Origin of the sequence: Ectobacillus polymachus, from assembly GCF_048159605.1 — a bacterium.
Taxonomy (GTDB): Bacteria; Bacillota; Bacilli; order Bacillales; family Bacillaceae_G; genus Ectobacillus; species Ectobacillus polymachus.
Genome location: NZ_JBLREB010000001.1, coordinates 1,925,175 through 1,945,698, shown reverse-complemented (window position 1 = coordinate 1,945,698; position 20,524 = coordinate 1,925,175). Strand labels below are relative to the sequence as shown.

The following is a 20,524-nucleotide window of genomic DNA, read 5'->3' as shown; positions in this document are numbered from 1 at the left end:
TTAAATGGGGGTAATGGAATTGACTACTGGAGAAAAAATTACAGTTACTAACGGCACCTTGAATGTACCAAATAACCCAGTTATTCCTTTTATTGAAGGCGACGGAATTGGTCCTGATATTTGGGCTGCAGCATCTCGTGTTTTAGATGCAGCTGTAGAAAAGGCATACAACGGCGAAAAGAAAATTGAATGGAAAGAAGTATATGCTGGTGAGAAGGCATTTAACAAAACAGGTGAATGGCTTCCACAAGAAACACTAGATGCTATTAATGAATACTTAATTGCCATCAAAGGACCGCTTACAACACCAATTGGCGGAGGTATTCGTTCTCTAAATGTGGCATTGCGTCAACAACTTGATTTATATGTTTGTTTACGCCCTGTTCGTTACTTTGACGGAGTTCCTTCTCCAGTAAAGCGTCCAGAAGATGTTGACATGGTTATTTTCCGTGAAAATACAGAAGATATTTATGCCGGAATTGAATGGGAACAAGGTAGTGCAGAAGTACAAAAAGTTCTAAACTTCTTACAAAACGAAATGGGCGTTAAAAAGATTCGCTTCCCAGAAACATCTGGTATCGGTATCAAACCAGTTTCTGAAGAAGGAACAAAACGTCTTGTTCGTTCTGCAATCAATTATGCAATCAAAGAAAACCGTAAATCAGTAACTTTGGTTCATAAAGGTAATATCATGAAGTTTACAGAAGGTGCTTTCAAGAAATGGGGATATGAAGTTGCAGAACAAGAATTCGGCGACAAAGTATTCACATGGGCTGAATATGACCGCATCGTAGAAAAAGAAGGAAAAGAAGCTGCAAACAAAGCGATGGCACAAGCAGAAGCTGCTGGCAAAATCATCGTGAAAGATTCTATTGCAGATATCTTTTTACAACAAATTTTAACTCGTCCACGTGAGTTTGATGTAGTTGCTACAATGAACTTAAATGGTGACTATATTTCTGATGCATTGGCTGCACAAGTAGGCGGTATTGGTATCGCTCCTGGAGCTAATATTAACTATGTAACAGGACATGCTATTTTCGAAGCAACTCATGGTACTGCTCCAAAATATGCTGGAATGGATAAAGTAAACCCTTCATCTGTTCTTCTTTCTGGCGTTCTTTTGCTTGAACATTTAGGATGGAATGAAGCAGCTAATCTTATTACTACATCTGTAGAAAACACAATTGCTTCTAAAGTTGTAACATATGACTTTGCTCGTTTAATGGACGGTGCAACGGAAGTTAAATGTTCTGAATTTGCAGATGAACTAATTAAGAATTTAGGTAAATAATTTTTTGCGAATGCATTGTAAAATCAGGGGGAATGATCATGACAATCAAACGTAAGAAAATTTCTGTAGTCGGTGCAGGATTTACTGGAGCGACAGCAGCATTTTTAGCAGCTCAAAAAGAACTCGGTGACGTAGTGCTAGTTGATATTCCACAAATGGAAAACCCTACAAAGGGTAAAGCACTAGATATGTTAGAAGCAAGTCCTGTACAAGGATTTGATGCAAACATTATCGGTACATCTGATTATGCAGACACTGCTGATTCTGATGTAGTTATTATTACTGCAGGTATCGCCCGTAAACCAGGTATGAGCCGTGACGATCTTGTTGCTACAAACTCTAAAATTATGAAATCAGTAACGAAGGAAATTGTGAAAAATTCCCCAAATACTGTAATCATCGTATTAACAAATCCAGTTGATGCAATGACTTACACTGTATTTAAAGAATCAGGATTTCCAAAAGAGCGCGTAATTGGTCAATCTGGTGTTCTTGATACTGCTCGTTTCCGTACATTCGTAGCACAAGAACTTAATCTTTCAGTGAAAGATGTTACAGGGTTCGTATTAGGCGGACACGGAGATGATATGGTACCTCTAGTACGTTATTCATATGCTGGCGGAATTCCTTTGGAAAACCTTATTGCTAAAGAACGTCTAGATGCTATCGTAGAACGTACTCGTAAGGGTGGCGGCGAAATCGTTAATCTTCTAGGTAACGGTTCAGCTTATTATGCACCAGCAGCAGCTTTAGTTGAAATGGCTGAAGCAGTTCTTAAGGATCAACGTCGTGTGCTTCCAGCTATTGCATACTTAGAAGGCGAATATGGATACAGTGATCTATACTTAGGTGTTCCTGTTGTCCTTGGTGGAAACGGAATTGAAAAAGTAGTTGAACTTGAACTTCTTGATGAAGAAAAAGCTGCTTTAAATAAATCTGTTGAATCTGTTCGCAACGTAATGAAAGTTCTTTCATAAGGTTAGAAATGAAAAAGCTGCAGATTATTTTTTAACTTTCTCTATTTGAAAAGATTCGGGATTTTTCCCGAATCTTTTTTTTTGGCTTTTAGATGTCGAATTCTCAAGAGAAATGCCGTTTCATCAGGCGAGTTGACTTGAGCAAGATAGTATTATTTAGTATGATGAAAATGATAATATAATAAAATATGATATGGATGAAGCTCGGTTTTACTTTATCGTATGGAGGAATAGAATGAGTAACCGAATATTAGTGGTGGATGACGAAGAATTTATTTTAACTTTAATTGAATTTAATCTGCAACAGGCAGGTTTTGAGGTCATAACCGCCATGGACGGAGAAACTGGATTGCTAAAGGCGACAGAGGAACGTCCAGATTTAATTATACTAGATTTAATGCTGCCGAAGATGGATGGCATGGAGGTATGTAAGGAATTACGTCTACAGCGAGTTATGACTCCCATCTTAATGCTTACTGCTAAAGATGATGAATTCGATAAAGTTCTTGGACTTGAGCTTGGTGCTGATGACTATATGACGAAGCCATTTAGTCCGAGAGAAGTTGTGGCTAGAGTAAAAGCTATTTTACGTCGTACAAAAATACAGGAAGAGCCTGTACAAGAAGAGAAAGAAACAGGACATATCATTATTGCAGACTTGAAAATATTACCGGAATATTATGAGGCATTTTTTCTAGATGAGAAACTTGAGTTAACTCCGAAAGAATTTGAGCTTCTTGTGTACTTAGCGAAGCACAAGGGACGTGTTTTGACAAGAGATCAATTGCTCAGTGCAGTATGGAATTATGACTTTGCAGGCGATACACGTATCGTAGATGTACACATAAGTCATCTTAGGGATAAAATCGAAAAAAATACAAAAAAACCCGTTTACATTAAAACAATTCGAGGATTAGGTTACAAGCTAGAGGAGCCTAAAACGGATGAATAAGTTTCGATCGAGGCTGCTTTTTGCCTTAATCTCTTTAATTGTTACTGTACTAGTTGGATTAGGACTATTACTGGGACAGCTATTTAAAGGGTTCTATATGGATAATTTTAATAAACGAATGGAAAATGAGCTGAGGTATGTAGCTTCTGTTGTGGAATGGGAAGGAATTCGGTATTCACTGACATATCCAGAAACATTTAAGCGAATCGAAACGAATTTACAGGTAAGTATCAGCTTATTGGATGAGCAAGGAAAGGTGATGTATGACACAAAGGGGCGAACGAGTGAAATTGAATCGAATGCTGCTATAACAGACATCATCACAAAACTGGATAAACGTACTGATGTTGTGGAAGGAAAGAGCGGAGATTCACAACTGTATTATTACGGATTATTATTATCAGATAAGCACGATGATCATGCTTACTTGATTGTGGATTTCTCCTTTAGTGCATTAGCAGATATTCATAAAAAAATATGGGGACTATTAATTTCTAATTTTATCATTGCATTTGGTGTGATCGTATTTTTAGGTATTAAAATTACGGCTCAATATACAAAGCCAATTGAAACGGTAACAAAGGTGGCAATTGAGCTAGCGAAGGGAAACTATAAAGCAAGAGCCTATGGCAATCAAGCCGATGAAACAGGTATGCTAAGTCAAGCAATTAATATTCTTGCCCGTAACCTTCAGGAAATGACATCAGCACAAGAAATGCAGCAGGACAGACTACATACGCTCATTGAAAATATGGGCAGCGGCATGATATTAATCGATAGTCATGGCTATATCAGCTTAGTTAACCGATCTTATAAAGAAATTTTTCACGTTACAAATGAACAATTTTTAAATCGTCTTTACTATGAAGCGTTTGAGCATAAGGAGATCATTGCTTTAGTCGAAGAAATATTTATGACTGAGGTAAAGGTAAGAAAGCAAATACAACTGCCGCTTCAAATAGAGAGAAAGCATTTTGAAGTGTATGGTGCTCCTATTATTAGCACGAATCATGAATGGAAAGGAATCGTTCTTGTATTTCATGATATTACTGAGCTAAAAAAATTAGAGCAGATGCGAAAGGATTTCTTAGCAAATGTATCTCATGAGTTAAAAACTCCTATTACCTCTATTAAAGGATTTTCAGAAACGTTACTTGATGGGGCAATGGAGGACGAAAAACTACGAGAGTATTTCCTTTCTATTATTTTGAAGGAAAGCGATCGAATGCAAAGCTTAATCGAAGATTTGCTAGATCTATCTAAGATCGAGCAACAAGGTTTTAAGCTGAATATGGCTACAGTGGATATTAAACAGCTATTGGAAGAGATTGGTGTTATTTTGCAGGCGAAGGCAGAAGGGAAATCTATTTCTCTACATATACAAGCAGACGAGCATATTATTGTTCCAGGTGATCCACATCGATTAAAACAGATTTTTATTAATTTAATAAACAATGCAATCTCCTATACACCATCTGGTGGAAAGGTAGGAGTATCCGTTGTTAATGAAAGTAAATGGATTTCTGTTATGGTTTCTGATACAGGAGTCGGTATTAATAAAGATGAAATACCTCGTATTTTCGAACGCTTCTATCGTGTAGATAAGGCTAGAAGCAGAAATACGGGCGGGACTGGGCTCGGTTTATCTATTGTAAAACATTTAGTTGAGGCTCATCATGGTTACATTACAGTTCAAAGTGAACTTGGAATAGGTACTACTTTCACAGTTAGACTTCGTAAACATGCAAAGTGATATTGTTGTTATTTATGAGTAATAAGATCTCTTGTTTTTTTACATTATATTAACAATGGATTCACTATATTTTAATAATGAACTGTTAATGTATTAATTGAAAACCCCTTCATCCAAGGAGTAGTTTCGGACGAGAATATACGTAGGTATTCTCGTCCCTTCCCTTTTTTTGAACGTACATGCATAATTACTATAGATTTCCGCGAAAACCGTTATGTTCACTCTCTACTAAGGTCATGCTATTATAGAGAGTGAACATAACGGTTTTTTTTTATAGGCTATGTTAGAGCTTGTTGTTGATTTTGCCACGATGTTGATTGGAGCGGAAATCAAACAAGCGAATGTAACAGAGCCTTTTTATAGAATAAATAAGGAGGTACAACCAAGTGAATAAAAAGGTTGTCTTACTGGATGGTAACAGCTTAGCTTATCGTGCGTTTTTTGCGCTTCCGCTGTTAAATAATGATAATGGAATACATACGAATGCCATATACGGATTTACCATGATGTTAATGAAGATCATACAGGAAGAAAAACCAACACATATGCTCGTTGCTTTTGATGCTGGAAAAACAACATTTCGTCATCAAACGTTTCGTGAATATAAAGGTGGGCGCCAAAAGACACCGCCGGAGCTATCTGAACAGTTTCCCTTTATACGCGAGGTACTAGATTCATTTCATGTAAAACGTTACGAGCTCGAAAATTATGAAGCAGATGATATTATTGGAACGGTTGCACGAGAAGCAAGTCAGCAAGGGGCAGAAGTAAAAATCATTACAGGGGATCGCGATTTATTGCAATTGGTTTCACCGCAAACAACGGTAGCCATTACCCGAAAAGGGATTACTGAAGTAGATGAATTTACACCAGATGCTTTATTTGATAAATATAGTTTAACACCAAAGCAAATTATTGATATGAAGGGATTAATGGGGGATACATCGGATAATATTCCTGGTGTACCGGGTGTTGGTGAAAAAACGGCAATTAAGCTTCTTAAAGAGTTTGAAACGGTTGAGAATGTATACGATAAATTAGATCAAGTTAGTGGAAAGAAATTAAAGGAAAAGCTAGAGCTTCATAAGGACCAAGCGATTATGAGTAAGCAACTAGCTACAATTAATCAGGAGTCACCTATTGCTATTACTATAGAAGATCTTGACTATGAGGGATTTCAAGGAGAAGATGTAGTTCCTGTGTTTAAAAATCTAGGTTTTAATTCTTTACTTGATAAATTAGATGTTAAGGTCGAACAGGGCGAAGCAGAGCAGCTTGATAGCATTACATTTAAAATGGTAGAAGAAATCAATGGTGACATATTGAAAAATGATAGTGCATTGCTTGTGGAAGTACAGGAAGATAACTATCATCGTGCTGCTATTCAAGGATTTGGTATTCAAAATATGGCAGGATGCTATTTTATTCCTACCGAGATTGCTTTACAGTCAAATGAATTTTGTGAATGGTTAGCTGATGAAAGCATGACAAAATTCACATTCGATGCGAAGCGTGCCATTGTAGCGTTAAAGTGGATGGGAGTAGAGCTAAAAGGTATAGACTTTGATTTACTTATCGCAGCATATTTACTAGACCCAGCAGAGACAGATAAAGACTTTCGCACGGTAGCGAAAATGAAAGGATCGCATGCTGTATATTCTGATGAAGAAGTATATGGAAAAGGAGCAAAACGAAGTGTTCCAGATAGTAGTATTGTCGCCGATCATGTAGCACGAAAAGCTCACGTACTGCATGAAGTGAAACAATTATTTGTAGATGAACTTCAAAAAAACAATCAATATGATTTATTGACAAGTCTAGAGCTTCCACTTACTTATGTACTTGCTGATATGGAATACACGGGTGTAAAGGTTGATAGTAGTCGTTTGCAAAATATGGGAGAAGAGTTGTCTAAGCAGCTTAAGCAAATGGAACTGGATATTCATAGCCTAGCCGGGGGAGAGTTTAATATCAATTCTCCTAAACAGCTTGGGGTGATTCTCTTTGACAAACTCAATCTCCCTGTAATGAAGAAGACAAAAACAGGCTATTCTACATCCGCTGATGTATTAGAAAAGCTTAAGCACCATCATGAAATTATCGAGAAAATATTACAATATCGCCAAATTGGAAAGTTATATAGCACGTATATTGAAGGTTTGTTAAAGGTAGTATATAAAGATACGTCAAAAATTCATACTCGTTTTAACCAAGTGCTTACACAAACAGGACGGTTAAGCTCCACTGATCCTAACCTGCAAAATATACCAATTCGCTTAGAAGAAGGACGCAAAATTCGTCAAGCATTCGTACCTTCTGAAGAAGGATGGATGATGTTTTCGGCGGATTACTCACAAATCGAATTACGTGTACTTGCACATATTGCGGGTGACAAAGGTCTTATTGAAGCATTTCATCATAATATGGATATTCATACGAAAACAGCAATGGATGTATTTGGTGTACCTGAAGACCAAGTCACTTCTAATATGAGACGACAAGCGAAAGCCGTTAACTTCGGTATCGTATATGGTATTAGCGATTATGGGCTTTCACAAAATTTAAATATAACCCGTAAAGATGCGGCGGCCTTTATACAAAAGTATTTTGACAGCTTTCCAGGCGTGAAAGAATATATGGATCGAATTGTTCAGGAGGCGAAGCAACAAGGGTATGTCACAACGCTCTTACAGCGCCGTCGATATATTCCAGAAATTACAAGCCGGAATTTTAACTTGCGAAGCTTTGCTGAACGTACTGCAATGAATACACCAATCCAAGGAAGTGCCGCTGATATTATTAAAAAGGCAATGATTGAAATGTATGAACGTCTACAGAAGGAACAGATTCGTGCTAGATTGCTTCTTCAAGTACACGATGAACTAATATTTGAAGCTCCTAAAGAGGAGATTGAGATTTTGAAAACAATAGTACCGGAAGTAATGGAGCATGCAGTTGAATTACAAGTCCCATTAAAGGTAGACTATGCTTACGGCTCTACGTGGTACGATGCAAAATAAGGAAGTGTAACGATGCCAGAATTACCAGAGGTTGAATCAGTTAAAAATACATTGCAGCAGCTTGTTATTGGAAAAAAGATAGAGAATGTAATTGTGACCTACCCAAAATTAATAAAAAAACCGGATGATGTAGAGATATTTTGCGACATGCTACGGGAGGAAATAATTGAACGGATTGGGAGAAGAGGTAAATTTCTTCTTCTCTATACAACTCATTATACGCTTGTGTCGCACCTTCGCATGGAAGGAAAATATAGATTAAAAGCAGCTACTGAAGCTCCAGATAAACATACTCATGTGAGGTTTTGTTTTACTGACGGTACAGAATTACGCTATCAGGATGTTCGTAAATTTGGAACGATGCATCTCTTTCAGAAGGGGGAAGAAGAAAATAATCTTCCTCTTGTACAATTAGGTCCAGAGCCATTATCAGAACAATTAACGGTTCCATACTTGCGAGAAATGGTACAAAAATCGAATCGTAACATAAAATCTGTTTTGCTTGATCAACATGTTTTAGTAGGATTAGGGAATATTTATGTTGATGAGGTGCTTTTTCGCTCTCGGATTCATCCTGAACGTACGGCAGCATCGCTTTTAATAGAAGAAATTAATACTTTGCACCATGAAATTGTAAACACACTTACAGAAGCAGTCGAAAAGGGTGGCAGTACGATTCGTACCTATGTAAACTCACAAGGGAAAAGGGGAACCTTTCAACAACATTTACTTGTGTACGGTCGTGCAGGAGAAGCATGTAGTGCTTGCAACGCAACTATTATGAAAACTGTTGTAAGTGGACGAGGCACCCATTATTGCCCAGTTTGTCAGCAGAAGGAAAAAGAATAACATCGGATAGGTATTCTTCATATACATACACAAATGATGTATATGGAAAGGAGCCTAACGATGCAGAGCTATTTCTCCCTATTTCTTTTAGCATTCACGCTTAGCTTAGATAGTTGTAGTGTTGGATTAACATACGGGCTTAGAAAGGTTATGATTCCTTTCAAATCCATTATTGTTATTTCATTATGTTCAGCCATTATTATGTTTGTAAGCATGGCGGTTGGAGATTTTTTAATCCATATGTTTTCCCCGATCCTTGCTCGGCAAATAGGAGGTTTAGTGCTTGTTGGAATTGGTTCATGGGTGCTATATCAATTTTTCAGTCCTGATCACAAGGAAGAACAGGAGCCGAATGAGAAAACACTATGGAATATTGAAATCCTTTTGCTTGGTATCGTCATACAAATATTGAGAAAACCGACAGTTGCAGATTTTGATCGGTCAGGTGCCATTTCTGCAATTGAGGCACTATTACTTGGTCTTGCCCTTTCGATTGATTCGTTTGGAGCAGGGATAGGTGCCTCACTGTTAGGATATTCATCCTGGATGATGGCTTTACTTGTTGCATGTATGAGCGGAAGTTTTTTATTTTTTGGTATGAAATTAGGGGAATGTTTTCAAAAATCAACGTGGATACAACAGCTTACGTTTTTACCAGGAGTATTGTTAATTATGATTGGTATATGGAAAATGTAAGTACAATAAGTTTCATAGATGGAATGGATCATTTCTCTAAAGGAATGGTCTCTTTTTTTGCGTTTACACGATTTTCTCTGTAAGGTAACATATAAATTGGAAAAGTTTTCTTGAGGGAACATGTTTTGAAAATAGAAATGAAGAATCTTTTTACATAGAAGGAGAGCAGGATTATGACGATCATTATTGGATTGACAGGAGGAATAGCAAGTGGGAAGAGTACCGTATCAAGTATGTTTCGCAAGCTGAACATACCGGTAATTGATGCGGATGCTATTGCAAGAGAGGTTGTTGAACAAGGAAAGCCCGCATATGATCAAATTGTTAAAACGTTTGGACAGGCCATATTGTATGAGGATGGTTCCATTAATCGAAAGAAATTAGGAGATATTATTTTTCAGGATGAACAAAAAAGAGCTATTCTAAATGGAATTGTGCATCCTGCAGTACGTGCAGAAATGAATGCTAGGAAAGAGGAATATATTCGAAATGGCGAAGCTGCAGTTGTGTTAGATATCCCGCTATTATTTGAAAGTAAGCTTACCTATATCGTTCAAAAGACACTTCTTGTCTATGTGGATCAAAAGACACAAATAAAGCGTCTCATGGAGCGAAATGGTTTTACGAAAGATGAAGCAGATGCGCGAATTGCATCTCAAATGCCTCTTGTTGATAAAATAAAGCTTGCAGACGCAATGCTTAATAATAATGGCACATTAGAAGAGACTACGTTACAATTATTACGAGTATTAAAGCAATGGAGTATTATAAAATGATATTTTTTTATTTTTAATGAAAATGTTTAGTGCTTTATCTCTATTTTGTGCTATACTATTAGTGATAATAAGGGTAAATAGTATAACTCAATCAAGGGGGATAACATAAATGATTCGTGTGGCAATTAACGGTTTTGGTCGAATTGGGAGAATGGTATTTCGTCAAGCCATTAAAGAAAGCGCATTCGAAATCGTAGCGATCAATGCGAGCTATCCATCAGAAACATTAGCACATCTAATTAAATATGATACGATTCATGGTCGATTCGACGGTTCCGTGGAAGCGCTTGCTGATCACTTAGTAGTAGACGGGAAAATCATTCAACTTCTAAACAACCGTAATCCACAAGAACTTCCATGGAAGGATCTAGGCGTTGATATCGTAATCGAAGCTACCGGTAAATTCAATGCTAGGGAAAAAGCAGCCCTTCATTTAGAAGCAGGAGCGAAAAAAGTAGTTTTAACAGCACCAGGTAAAGAAGAAGACGTAACAATCGTTGTAGGGGTTAATGAAGATACTCTTGATCTATCAAAACATGATGTCATTTCCAATGCCTCATGTACGACAAATTGCCTAGCACCGGTTGTTAAGGTACTTGACAAAGAATTTGGTATTGATAATGGCTTAATGACAACGATTCATTCATATACAAATGACCAAAAAAATATCGACAATCCACACAAAGATTTGCGAAGAGCTCGTGCTTGTGCACAGTCTATTATTCCAACAACAACAGGTGCTGCAAAAGCATTGGCTAAGGTTCTGCCGCATTTAAAAGGAAGATTACACGGAATGGCACTTCGAGTACCGACTCCAAACGTATCGCTAATAGATCTTGTTGTTGATTTGAATCAAGATGTAACAGTAGAACAAGTGAATCAAGCATTTATTAAAGCGTCACAAGGCTCTTTAAAGGGGATTGTTTCTTATTGTGATGAACCACTTGTATCTGTAGATTTTAATACAAATACACATTCATCCATCATTGATGGTTTATCTACAATTGTAATGGGTGACCGTAAAGTAAAGGTTTTAGCTTGGTACGATAATGAATGGGGCTACTCACGCCGCGTTGTAGACTTAGTAGGAATTGTTGCAGGTAAACTTGAAGTAATGCAAAACGTTCAACATATTTGAAACATATAGAATGATAAAGACTCTTGTTACATGTCTTTTCAAATAAGTAGACCGCTACAAAAATGTTGGGATATCCGTCATTTTTGCAGCGGTCTATTTTGGTGTATTTAGAATGAAAATCGTATGATCTATAGAAAAAAATGATTGAACTGGAAACTTTGAAATAAAACAACGTGAAGTAAAAGCTCTTTAAAAAATAAGAGTATTGCTTTAAAATAAAAAGAGGTGTATTATACACCTCTTTTTATTTTTTTACGATAAGAAAGCATGAAACAGGTTACGATTATACTTTCACTGAGCAAAAGCAGCACTGTATTCGCTATGATTATGCCAGGTAACGATATAAATGTATACGAACTAATTCCATTTATGGTTTAGGATTGTACTACAGGGGGAGTTTTACATGAGCTTTATTAGTAAAGTAAAACCAATGCTAAGCACAATTGCAGAAACAACAGAAATGCATAGTAATGAACAATTACGCAGTCGTTATTATAAAACGAATAAACAGCAAGCTATGAAGGTAGTAGAGGAGCTGTTACGTCATACAGATGGATGTGAGGTTACGTTCATCTCAAGTGAGCATGGGGAAATTAGTGCGACAATCCTTTCTCCGAAAAAGGCAAGTCTTGTAGCAACCATTGTAACAGTTCAGCCATATGTAACTGCAATTGATTTTATGGTCTCAATGGAATCATCATTCTCCTTGTTCGGCCAAAGTCAACGTTACATTATTGAATTGTATGAACGTTTGGATAAGCAGCTTACTTGTATCGGTACGGGATTAGCTTCACAACTGTAGTACTTGTTTTTGTTTTTCTATTATATTTGCGAATATATGATAATAGGAGTGGTGAGGATGCGTTGTCCAGCTTGTTTTCACAATGGCACGAGAGTATTGGATTCTCGTCCTGTTGACGAGGGGCGTTCGATTCGAAGACGACGTGAGTGTGAGAAATGTCTGTATCGATTTACTACATTTGAAAAGGTGGAGGAAACTCCATTAATTGTAGTGAAAAAAGAAGGTACACGTGAAGAATTTAGCAAAGAAAAGATTTTACGCGGATTAATTAAAGCCTGTGAAAAGCGTCCTGTTTCTTTAAAGCAATTAGAAGAAGTGACGCAATCCGTAGAACGTGAACTCCGCAATGCAGGCTCAGCAGAAGTGAAAAGTGAAATAATTGGAGAAATGGTTATGGAAGCACTACGAGATATTGATGAAGTTTCATACGTCCGTTTTGCATCTGTGTACCGACAGTTTAAAGACTTAAATGTGTTTATTGACGAATTAAAAGATATTTTACACAAAGAACGAAAATAATAGGAACAATCATGTCCGCTTAAGGCAGGAACAGATGGATTATACATGTAGAAAGGAATTGCAGGCATGGAAAGACAATCATGGATGGATTTGCTCCCAGTTGACCGATATCGAGTCTACACATCAGGGCTGCTGCATAGCTATGATCGGAAGATTCTAACCATGCTATATCAGCCTCTAATAGGTAGCAAAGCGTTTAGCCTGTATATGACACTATGGGGAGAGCTTGAACAAGATTTCGATCCTTTACAGGAACAAACCCATCATTCGCTTATGTTAAATATGCATATGAGTTTACCTGATATTCACAAGGAACGAATGAAATTAGAAGGTATCGGGCTTTTGAAGGTATTGATGAAAAAAACGAGTGACGAGCGTACATTTTTATATGAATTGCAGGCTCCACTTACCCCTAAGCAATTTTTTGATGATATTGTACTGAACATTTTTTTATATAATCGTCTCGGTATTACAAAGTACAATTGGGCAAAAAAGTATTTTTTTCAATCTGAAATGGATCAGCACGAGTACAGTGATATTACCAAGTCTTTCAACGATATATTTCAATCGTTTACCCCAACTCAACTTACGCAATATAAATCTGAGATAGAACAAATCGATATGGAACCGGCAATCGGCAGAGCTTCAAGTGGTTCACCACAGGTTTTCAATGATTTTTTTGATTTTCCGCTCTTTTTAGAGGGGATTAGTAATACGATGATTCCAAGGCGTGCTATTACGGAGGAAGTACAGGAAACGATTTTAAAATTGGCATACGTATATCAGCTTGATCATGTAACGATGAAGAAAGTTGTGATGGATGCCCTAATAATTGGACAAGACAAAATAGACATCGAATTACTGCGAAAGTGTGCACGTGATTGGTATCAATATGAGCACAGTAATGAGCTGCCTGTTCTCAGCGATAGAGTACAGCCGGTTGCCTTACAGGAGATGCGGGATAAAGTTCCGCAAACGAAGCAAGATCAGTTAATAAAGGTACTAGAGGAAGTATCTCCGAAGGAATTGCTTACCGAGCTATCCGGCGGGGCTTTACCAGCAGCCTCAGATTTGCGCATCATTGAAGATATTATGATCAATCAAAACTTATCGCCTGGAGTTATTAATGTTCTGATCTACTACGTCATGCTTCGTATGGATATGAAAATACAAAAAAGCTATGTGGAAAAAATCGCTGCACATTGGGCTAGAAAACATATATCTACGGTACGAGACGCTATGTCGCTTGCGATACAAGAGCAACGTCAATATCGTGAATGGGCACAAGGGGCAAAAGAACAAAAAAAGAAAACACGTTCCGCGCAAAAAGTAGTCCGAAAAGAGCTTGTTCCTGATTGGCTTGCCGAAGAAAAACAAAATATAGAAAAACAGGATTCCGAAGAACAAAAGGAAATTGATACAGAAGCTCTTCGAAAGAAAATTGAAGAGAGACGAAAACGTATGCAAAAGCGTTTAAATGGGTAGGAAAACGAGAACGGAATAATATCTTGGAGGGAACCATTTGCAAAATATAAAGAACAATCTCTCAAACACGATACAAACAGAATCGTTTAAAAATCGCTATGATAATATGAAAAAAGAGATTCTTGCAGATAGGGAGGTACAAACCTTTCTAGCAGCGTATGAACAAGAGCTATCTGAACATGCAGTAGAGCGAAGTTTAGTTAAGCTCTATGAATTTACACAGCAAAGCAAGCAATGTAAGGAATGTCCAAGCCTTGAAGAATGTAAAAATATTTTAAAAGGCTATCATCCCAAGCTTATTATTACGGGAAAGTCCATTGATTTACAATACGAGCGATGTTCCCGAAAAATACAGTATGATGAACGAAAAAAACAACAATCTCTCATTCAGAGCTTATATATGCCACGGGATATTTTTGAAGCGAAGCAAGAATCCTTAGACTATAACGATGAGGGAAGAATGGAAGCCGTAAATGAGGCTGAAGATTTCGTTGAACAGTATGAGCCAGGAAAAAAGATGAAAGGCTTGTACTTATACGGTCGATTTGGTGTTGGAAAATCATATATATTAGGCGTGATAGCGAATGAACTTGCACAGCGAAATATTTCCACTATGCTCGTTCATGTCCCTGAATTTCTACGAGAAATGAAAGGATCTATTGGCGACAATACGCTTAATCAAAAGATTGAAGCTGTGAAGCATGCATCTGTGTTAATGATGGATGATATAGGAGCAGAGGCAATATCAAGCTGGGCACGAGATGAAGTACTAGGAACCATTTTACAATTTCGAATGATGGAAAACCTACCTACTTTTTTTACTTCAAACTTTGATTTTAAATTGCTTGAGCATCATCTCACGTTTACCCAGCGCGGCGAAGAAGAAGAAATGAAGGCAGCACGTATTATGGAACGGATTCGCTATTTGGCAAAACCAATTGAAGTCAAAGGAACGAATAGACGTCAAGCATGAGAATAAGGGGAATCCTTATTCTCTTTTTTTATCTAGTCCCCTTCTTAATGAACATGTTTTGCACCGCTATCTAATATATATAAGAACAGATAGGAGTGTTAAGGAGGGGACGATTGTGATTGAAATTAGTTTTGAAGATGAGCAAGACGCTTATTATTTGTACGAGCGTCTGAAAAAGGCTAGCGGAAGGAAAGAAGAAGAGTCAACCGTCCTGCTAGAGCACAGTAAACTAATCATTAAGATAGCGGGGCATACATACATAAGAGAAGTTCTCATTCCGGAAATTACGCAATTTATTTTGAAAGTTAAGGAAGTAAAATGGATGAGATCCATCTTGATGAATTCGTTTTTTTATCACGACTCACAGGAGCATCGTGAAATCATACATATTGCTTATTCTATTCTTTGCGGGGAACGAACGGATATTCCACGTTCTAGATTAGATTTTTCAAGGAAGCAGTTTATTGTCGCGTCATTACGAAGTACAATTCAGCATAATCTTTCTTTTTCCTTTGAAGCCTACGTCCGATTTCGATTACGACCTTATATGATGTATATTAATCAATTGATTGAGCTTGCTATTGACGAATACAAGCTAGAACAGGACTATCAAGCATTCATTGAAATGTTGCGTCAGCAAGTCAGTGCAAGAGAGGCACTTCTATCGTCTTTACATATTGTTTTTCGTGATCATGTCTACTTCTACGATGAAACAGGATCCCGCATTTCACAAGAAACATTGTATAACTATATGGATGAAAGAGGATTACAGCAAGATGAGTATGTAGATCGTCATGTTATTGCACCGCTTTTGTCCATAGCTCCGAGGGATATTCACATCTATACTGCACATGAAGATGATACGATGATTGTTACGATTCGGAATGTATTTCAAGAACGTGTTAAACTATACTCCCTATGTGAATTTGAAAAACGAAGAGAGAATTTGTAAATTGAAGATGGCCATATTGATTTTATGTTAGAATACGTCTATAATAACAACCATATAATATTTCTTATATAGGTTATGATGAGGATATGAGTTCTTTTTACGATTACCAGAGAGGGAAGCCCTTTTGGCTGTAAGCTTCCTAATACGAAAAAGCGACTTACCACCTCTGAACCTCAGCAGTGAATCTTAGTAGTTGCTGACGGCGCGATCCGTTATCGTTTCTTGAGAAAAGGAAGGCATTTCCTTTGAAACAAGGGTGGAACCACGAATTCAACACTCGTCCCTTTTTAGGGATGGGTGTTTTTTATTTATTACAAAAGGAGTGAATCAAAGTGTCTGAAGTACTACATATTACGTTTCCAGATGGAGCTGTAAAGGAGTTCCCACAAGGAATAACTACTGAAGATATTGCTTTTTCTATTAGTCCAGGATTGAAGAAGAAGGCTGTTGCCGGTAAATTGAATGAAAAATTATTGGATTTACGTACGCCGATTAAAGAGGATGGATCGATTTCCATCATTACGCTTGATTCAGCGGAGGGTGTAGAAATACTTCGTCACTCCACTGCCCATTTATTAGCGCAAGCGCTAAAACGTTTGTATCCAGATGTAAAATTAGGCATTGGACCAGTAATTGAAAATGGTTTTTACTATGATATTGATATTCCGGAAGCAATCTCAGTTGAGGACTTACCGAAAATTGAGAAAGAAATGGAACGTATCGTGAAAGAAAATATAGAAATCGTTCGAAAGGAAGTTAGCAGAGAGGAAGCTCTTGCTCGTTATGAAGAAATTGGCGATGAATTAAAGCTTGAGCTCATTCGCGACTTGCCTGTTGGTGAAACTATTTCGATTTATGAGCAAGGCGAGTTCTTTGACTTATGCCGTGGTATCCATCTTCCATCAACAGGAAAAATTAAATCCTTTAAATTATTAAGTGTTGCAGGTGCATATTGGCGCGGAGATAGCAATAACAAAATGCTTCAACGTATCTATGGAACTGCCTTTGCAAAAAAAGAAGAGCTTGAACAGCATTTACACTTCTTAGAAGAAGCGAAAGAACGTGACCATCGCAAGCTTGGAAAAGAATTAAAGCTATTTACAAATTCACAGCAGGTTGGACAAGGTTTACCGCTTTGGCTTCCAAAGGGTGCAACAATCCGTCGTATTGTAGAACGTTACATTGTTGATAAGGAAGTTAGTCTTGGATACGATCATGTTTATACGCCAATTATGGGTAGTGTAGATTTGTATAAAACATCTGGTCACTGGGATCACTACCGGGATGATATGTTCCCTCCAATGGATATGGACAATGAACAATTGGTGCTCCGTCCAATGAACTGTCCGCATCATATGATGGTGTATAAAAATGATATGCACAGCTATCGTGAATTGCCAATCCGCATTGCTGAACTAGGTACGATGCATCGTTATGAAATGTCAGGAGCCTTGTCTGGACTTCAGCGTGTTCGCGGTATGACTTTAAATGATGCGCATATTTTCGTTCGTCCAGATCAAATTAAAGATGAATTTTTACGTGTTATTCGTTTAATTCTTGATGTGTATAAGGATTTTGATTTAAATGAATATTCGTTCCGTCTTTCTTACCGTGACCCAGCGGATAAAGAAAAGTATTTTGATGATGATGAAATGTGGAACAAAGCCCAAAGTATGCTGAAGGAAGCTATGGATGAAATGGGTCTTGACTATTATGAAGCAGAAGGAGAAGCAGCCTTCTATGGTCCAAAGCTTGATGTTCAGGTACGTACGGCATTAGGTAAGGATGAAACGTTATCGACTGTTCAACTAGACTTCTTATTGCCTGAACGTTTTGATTTAACATACGTAGGCGAAGATGGCAAGCAGCATCGACCAGTCGTTATTCACCGCGGTGTCGTTTCTACAATGGAACGCTTTGTTGCCTTCCTAATCGAAGAATACAAAGGAGCATTCCCAACATGGCTTGCCCCTGTACAAGTACAAGTGATTCCTGTTTCGCCAAATGTGCATTTAGAATATGCGAAAAAGGTACAGGATGAATTGCAGCGTGCTGGTGTCCGCGTTGAAGTAGACACTCGTGATGAAAAAATTGGCTACAAAATTCGCGAAGCGCAAATGCAAAAAATTCCGTACATGCTTGTAGTTGGGGATAATGAAGTAGGAGAAAATGCTGTAAATGTCCGTAAATACGGGGAACAAAACTCTGAAACAATGCCATTCTCTTCTTTTGTAGAGAAAATAGCGAAAGAAGTAAAAAGATAAGAAGTAGAAAAACAGGCTCTTTTCCTTTCTAAGGAGAAGAGCTTGTTTTATTTATACAATCAATTTTACAACTTCTTTCTCGCAAGCTTGTTGATGATGAGTTTCGTATTGCCCTTGAGAAAGCCGAAAATGAAGAAGCGGTATATGAATTACTAAGTGAGATATAAGTACATAAGCGGAGTGTGAACCTCCGCTTATTTTTATTTAAAGGTATGTGTTATAATTAAGCACATGTGAATACATGAGCAAATGTACACCAAGAATATTTTATGAAAGAGTGAGCAAATATGAGTAATGAACCATTATTTTTAATTCCATGTTTTCAAGAAAGAATTTGGGGAGGAACTGCCTTACATGATGTATTCCATTATGATATTCCTTCTTCTAAAACAGGTGAATGCTGGGCTATTTCTGCTCATCCAAATGGATTGAGTAGAATTGCAAACGGGAAGTATAAAGGAATGTCCTTACAGCAATTGTGGGAAGAAGATCGTTCATTATTCGGAAATATACAAGGTGAAAAATTTCCGCTTTTAACTAAAATCTTGGATGCAAATCAGAATCTTTCCATACAAGTACATCCTAATGATGAATATGCAAAAACGAATGAAAATGGAGAATTTGGAAAAGAAGAATGCTGGTATGTTATTGATTGCGAAGAAGGTGCTGAACTGATCTATGGGCACAATGCGAAGTCAAAGGAAGAATTGCAGAATATGATTACAACAGGTCAGTGGGATGCTTTTTTACGTAAGGTTCCCATTAAGCCAGGAGATTTCTTTTATGTTCCAAGTGGAACGGTACATGCGCTAGGAAAAGGTACATTGATTTTAGAAACACAGCAAAACTCCGATACTACTTATCGCGTTTATGATTATGACCGAATGGAAAATGGAAAAAAACGAGAGCTTCATTTACAAAAAGCTATGGATGTAATAACAGTCCCATTTGAAGATTGTAGACAGACTACTTATCAAACGGAAAGAAAAGAAGGTATCACAAAAACTACATTTGTTAAAAGTGCATTTTTTACCGTTTCTAAGTGGGAAGTAAGGGGAAAAACGGATTGTTATCAGGACGAGCCATTTCTTCTTGTCAGTGTACTTACAGGGGATGGGATGTTAGGTAAAGATGATAAACAGTATCCACTTCGAAAAGGAGATCATTTTATATTGCCTAATCAATTTGGAGAATTTATAGTAGAGGGCAACATGGATCTAATCGTTGCTCATGTATAAAATATTTAGGAAATAGTTGCGTACTTTATAGTTGTCTGTTACAATAGTTTTTGTGTCAATTGATCGTATTGTTTGTTGACAAAATGTCATTTACTATGGTACAATTTCGAAGGAAAATTGAATACGAACTTGTGGAAAGTAGGAGCGCCCGCTTCTCACCTGTATGACGCTATTTGCAGTTAACAGGTTGACGATAAAATGTGACGATTTGAAATAGTTACAGTGTGGGTGTACGTACCCACACTTTTTTTATTGTGATCGGGTCTTGCCGCAGGAAGTATTTTTATAACACTTTGGAGGTGGCTTATTATTAGCAAGGACATTATGGTTAACGAGCTTATTCGAGCTCGTGAGGTGCGTCTCATCGGAGCAAATGGAGATCAACTCGGAATTAAATCTCGTCAAGAGGCATTAGAATTGGCTGCGAACGTAAATCTGGATCTTGTCATGGTTGCACCAACTGCGAAACCACCGGTATGCCGCATTATGGATTTTGGTAAGTATCGCTTTGAGCAACAAAAGAAAGAGAAAGAAATGCGAAAGAATCAAAAAATCATTAGCATCAAAGAAGTTCGTTTGAGCCCAACCATTGACGAACATGATTTTAATACAAAGCTTCGTAATGCCATTAAGTTTCTTGAAAATGGCGATAAAGTAAAAGCGTCTATCCGTTTCAAAGGTCGTGCGATTACGCATAAAGAAATTGGACAGCGTGTACTAGATCGTTTCTCAGAGCTTTGCAAAGAAGTAGGTACAGTTGAATCTGCACCGAAAATGGATGGCCGAAGCATGTTCTTAATTTTAGCATCTAAAATTGAAAAGTAATGATTAGAGGA

The 20,524-nt window shown here is 37.5% G+C and carries 17 protein-coding genes and 2 other annotated features; all 17 genes read left to right on the top strand.

Annotation, left to right across the window (positions count from 1 at the left end; genetic code table 11):
* Positions 1–19 precede the first annotated feature (19 nt).
* The 17 genes from icd (at position 20) to infC (ending at position 20,513) form a co-directional block, all read left to right on the top strand.
* Entirely contained in the window at positions 20–1,294 is a 1,275-nt protein-coding gene (icd, locus tag ACM5BR_RS09980; protein WP_416827686.1) for an NADP-dependent isocitrate dehydrogenase, read from the top strand.
* A gap of 38 nt (positions 1,295–1,332) precedes the next feature.
* Entirely contained in the window at positions 1,333–2,271 is a 939-nt protein-coding gene (gene mdh / locus ACM5BR_RS09975; protein ID WP_416827685.1) for a malate dehydrogenase, read from the top strand.
* Between the two features lie 235 nt (positions 2,272–2,506).
* Positions 2,507–3,223: a winged helix-turn-helix domain-containing protein gene (locus tag ACM5BR_RS09970; protein WP_416827684.1), complete on the top strand. Its 717-nt coding sequence runs from the start codon at positions 2,507–2,509 to the stop codon at positions 3,221–3,223.
* A complete protein-coding gene (gene pnpS / locus ACM5BR_RS09965) occupies positions 3,216–4,976 on the top strand; it encodes a two-component system histidine kinase PnpS (protein ID WP_416827683.1) in 1,761 nt (586 codons plus the stop codon). Before ACM5BR_RS09970 ends, pnpS begins: the two co-directional genes overlap by 8 nt.
* Positions 4,977–5,362: 386 nt before the next feature.
* On the top strand, positions 5,363–7,996 hold the full coding sequence (polA, locus tag ACM5BR_RS09960) for a DNA polymerase I (RefSeq protein WP_416827682.1): 2,634 nt from the start codon (positions 5,363–5,365) through the stop codon (positions 7,994–7,996).
* Positions 7,997–8,008: 12 nt separating this feature from the next.
* Positions 8,009–8,845, top strand: coding sequence for a DNA-formamidopyrimidine glycosylase (gene mutM, locus ACM5BR_RS09955; RefSeq protein WP_416827681.1), 837 nt, complete (start codon positions 8,009–8,011; stop codon positions 8,843–8,845).
* 60 nt (positions 8,846–8,905) lie between these two features.
* Positions 8,906–9,541 carry a sporulation membrane protein YtaF gene (ytaF, locus tag ACM5BR_RS09950; RefSeq protein WP_416827680.1) on the top strand — a complete coding sequence of 212 codons (636 nt, stop codon included), beginning with the start codon at positions 8,906–8,908 and terminating at the stop codon, positions 9,539–9,541.
* 173 nt (positions 9,542–9,714) lie between these two features.
* Positions 9,715–10,317, top strand: coding sequence for a dephospho-CoA kinase (gene coaE, locus ACM5BR_RS09945; protein WP_416827679.1), 603 nt, complete (start codon positions 9,715–9,717; stop codon positions 10,315–10,317).
* 109 nt (positions 10,318–10,426) lie between these two features.
* The gene (locus ACM5BR_RS09940) at positions 10,427–11,455 is read left to right on the top strand and encodes a glyceraldehyde-3-phosphate dehydrogenase (RefSeq protein ID WP_416827678.1); all 1,029 of its coding nucleotides are present in this window, start codon (positions 10,427–10,429) and stop codon (positions 11,453–11,455) included.
* Between the two features lie 403 nt (positions 11,456–11,858).
* A complete protein-coding gene (locus ACM5BR_RS09935) occupies positions 11,859–12,257 on the top strand; it encodes a cytosolic protein (protein WP_416827677.1) in 399 nt (132 codons plus the stop codon).
* Between the two features lie 57 nt (positions 12,258–12,314).
* On the top strand, positions 12,315–12,776 hold the full coding sequence (gene nrdR, locus ACM5BR_RS09930; protein WP_416827676.1) for a transcriptional regulator NrdR: 462 nt from the start codon (positions 12,315–12,317) through the stop codon (positions 12,774–12,776).
* Positions 12,777–12,842: 66 nt separating this feature from the next.
* Complete coding sequence (locus ACM5BR_RS09925; protein ID WP_416827675.1) at positions 12,843–14,261, top strand: replication initiation and membrane attachment family protein; 1,419 nt, start codon at positions 12,843–12,845, stop codon at positions 14,259–14,261.
* A 37-nt stretch (positions 14,262–14,298) separates the two neighbouring features.
* On the top strand, positions 14,299–15,234 hold the full coding sequence (gene dnaI / locus ACM5BR_RS09920) for a primosomal protein DnaI (protein ID WP_416827674.1): 936 nt from the start codon (positions 14,299–14,301) through the stop codon (positions 15,232–15,234).
* Positions 15,235–15,349: 115 nt separating this feature from the next.
* On the top strand, positions 15,350–16,186 hold the full coding sequence (ytxC, locus tag ACM5BR_RS09915; RefSeq protein WP_416827673.1) for a putative sporulation protein YtxC: 837 nt from the start codon (positions 15,350–15,352) through the stop codon (positions 16,184–16,186).
* A gap of 66 nt (positions 16,187–16,252) precedes the next feature.
* Positions 16,253–16,474 (top strand) — a binding site (T-box leader).
* 44 nt (positions 16,475–16,518) lie between these two features.
* Complete coding sequence (gene thrS, locus ACM5BR_RS09910) at positions 16,519–18,450, top strand: threonine--tRNA ligase (RefSeq protein ID WP_416827672.1); 1,932 nt, start codon at positions 16,519–16,521, stop codon at positions 18,448–18,450.
* A gap of 287 nt (positions 18,451–18,737) precedes the next feature.
* Positions 18,738–19,688 carry a mannose-6-phosphate isomerase, class I gene (manA, locus tag ACM5BR_RS09905; RefSeq protein ID WP_416827671.1) on the top strand — a complete coding sequence of 317 codons (951 nt, stop codon included), beginning with the start codon at positions 18,738–18,740 and terminating at the stop codon, positions 19,686–19,688.
* A 130-nt stretch (positions 19,689–19,818) separates the two neighbouring features.
* Positions 19,819–19,944 (top strand) — a sequence feature (ribosomal protein L20 leader region).
* A gap of 50 nt (positions 19,945–19,994) precedes the next feature.
* Positions 19,995–20,513: a translation initiation factor IF-3 gene (gene infC, locus ACM5BR_RS09900; RefSeq protein ID WP_416827886.1), complete on the top strand. Its 519-nt coding sequence runs from the start codon at positions 19,995–19,997 to the stop codon at positions 20,511–20,513.
* The last annotated feature ends 11 nt before the right edge of the window (positions 20,514–20,524 follow it).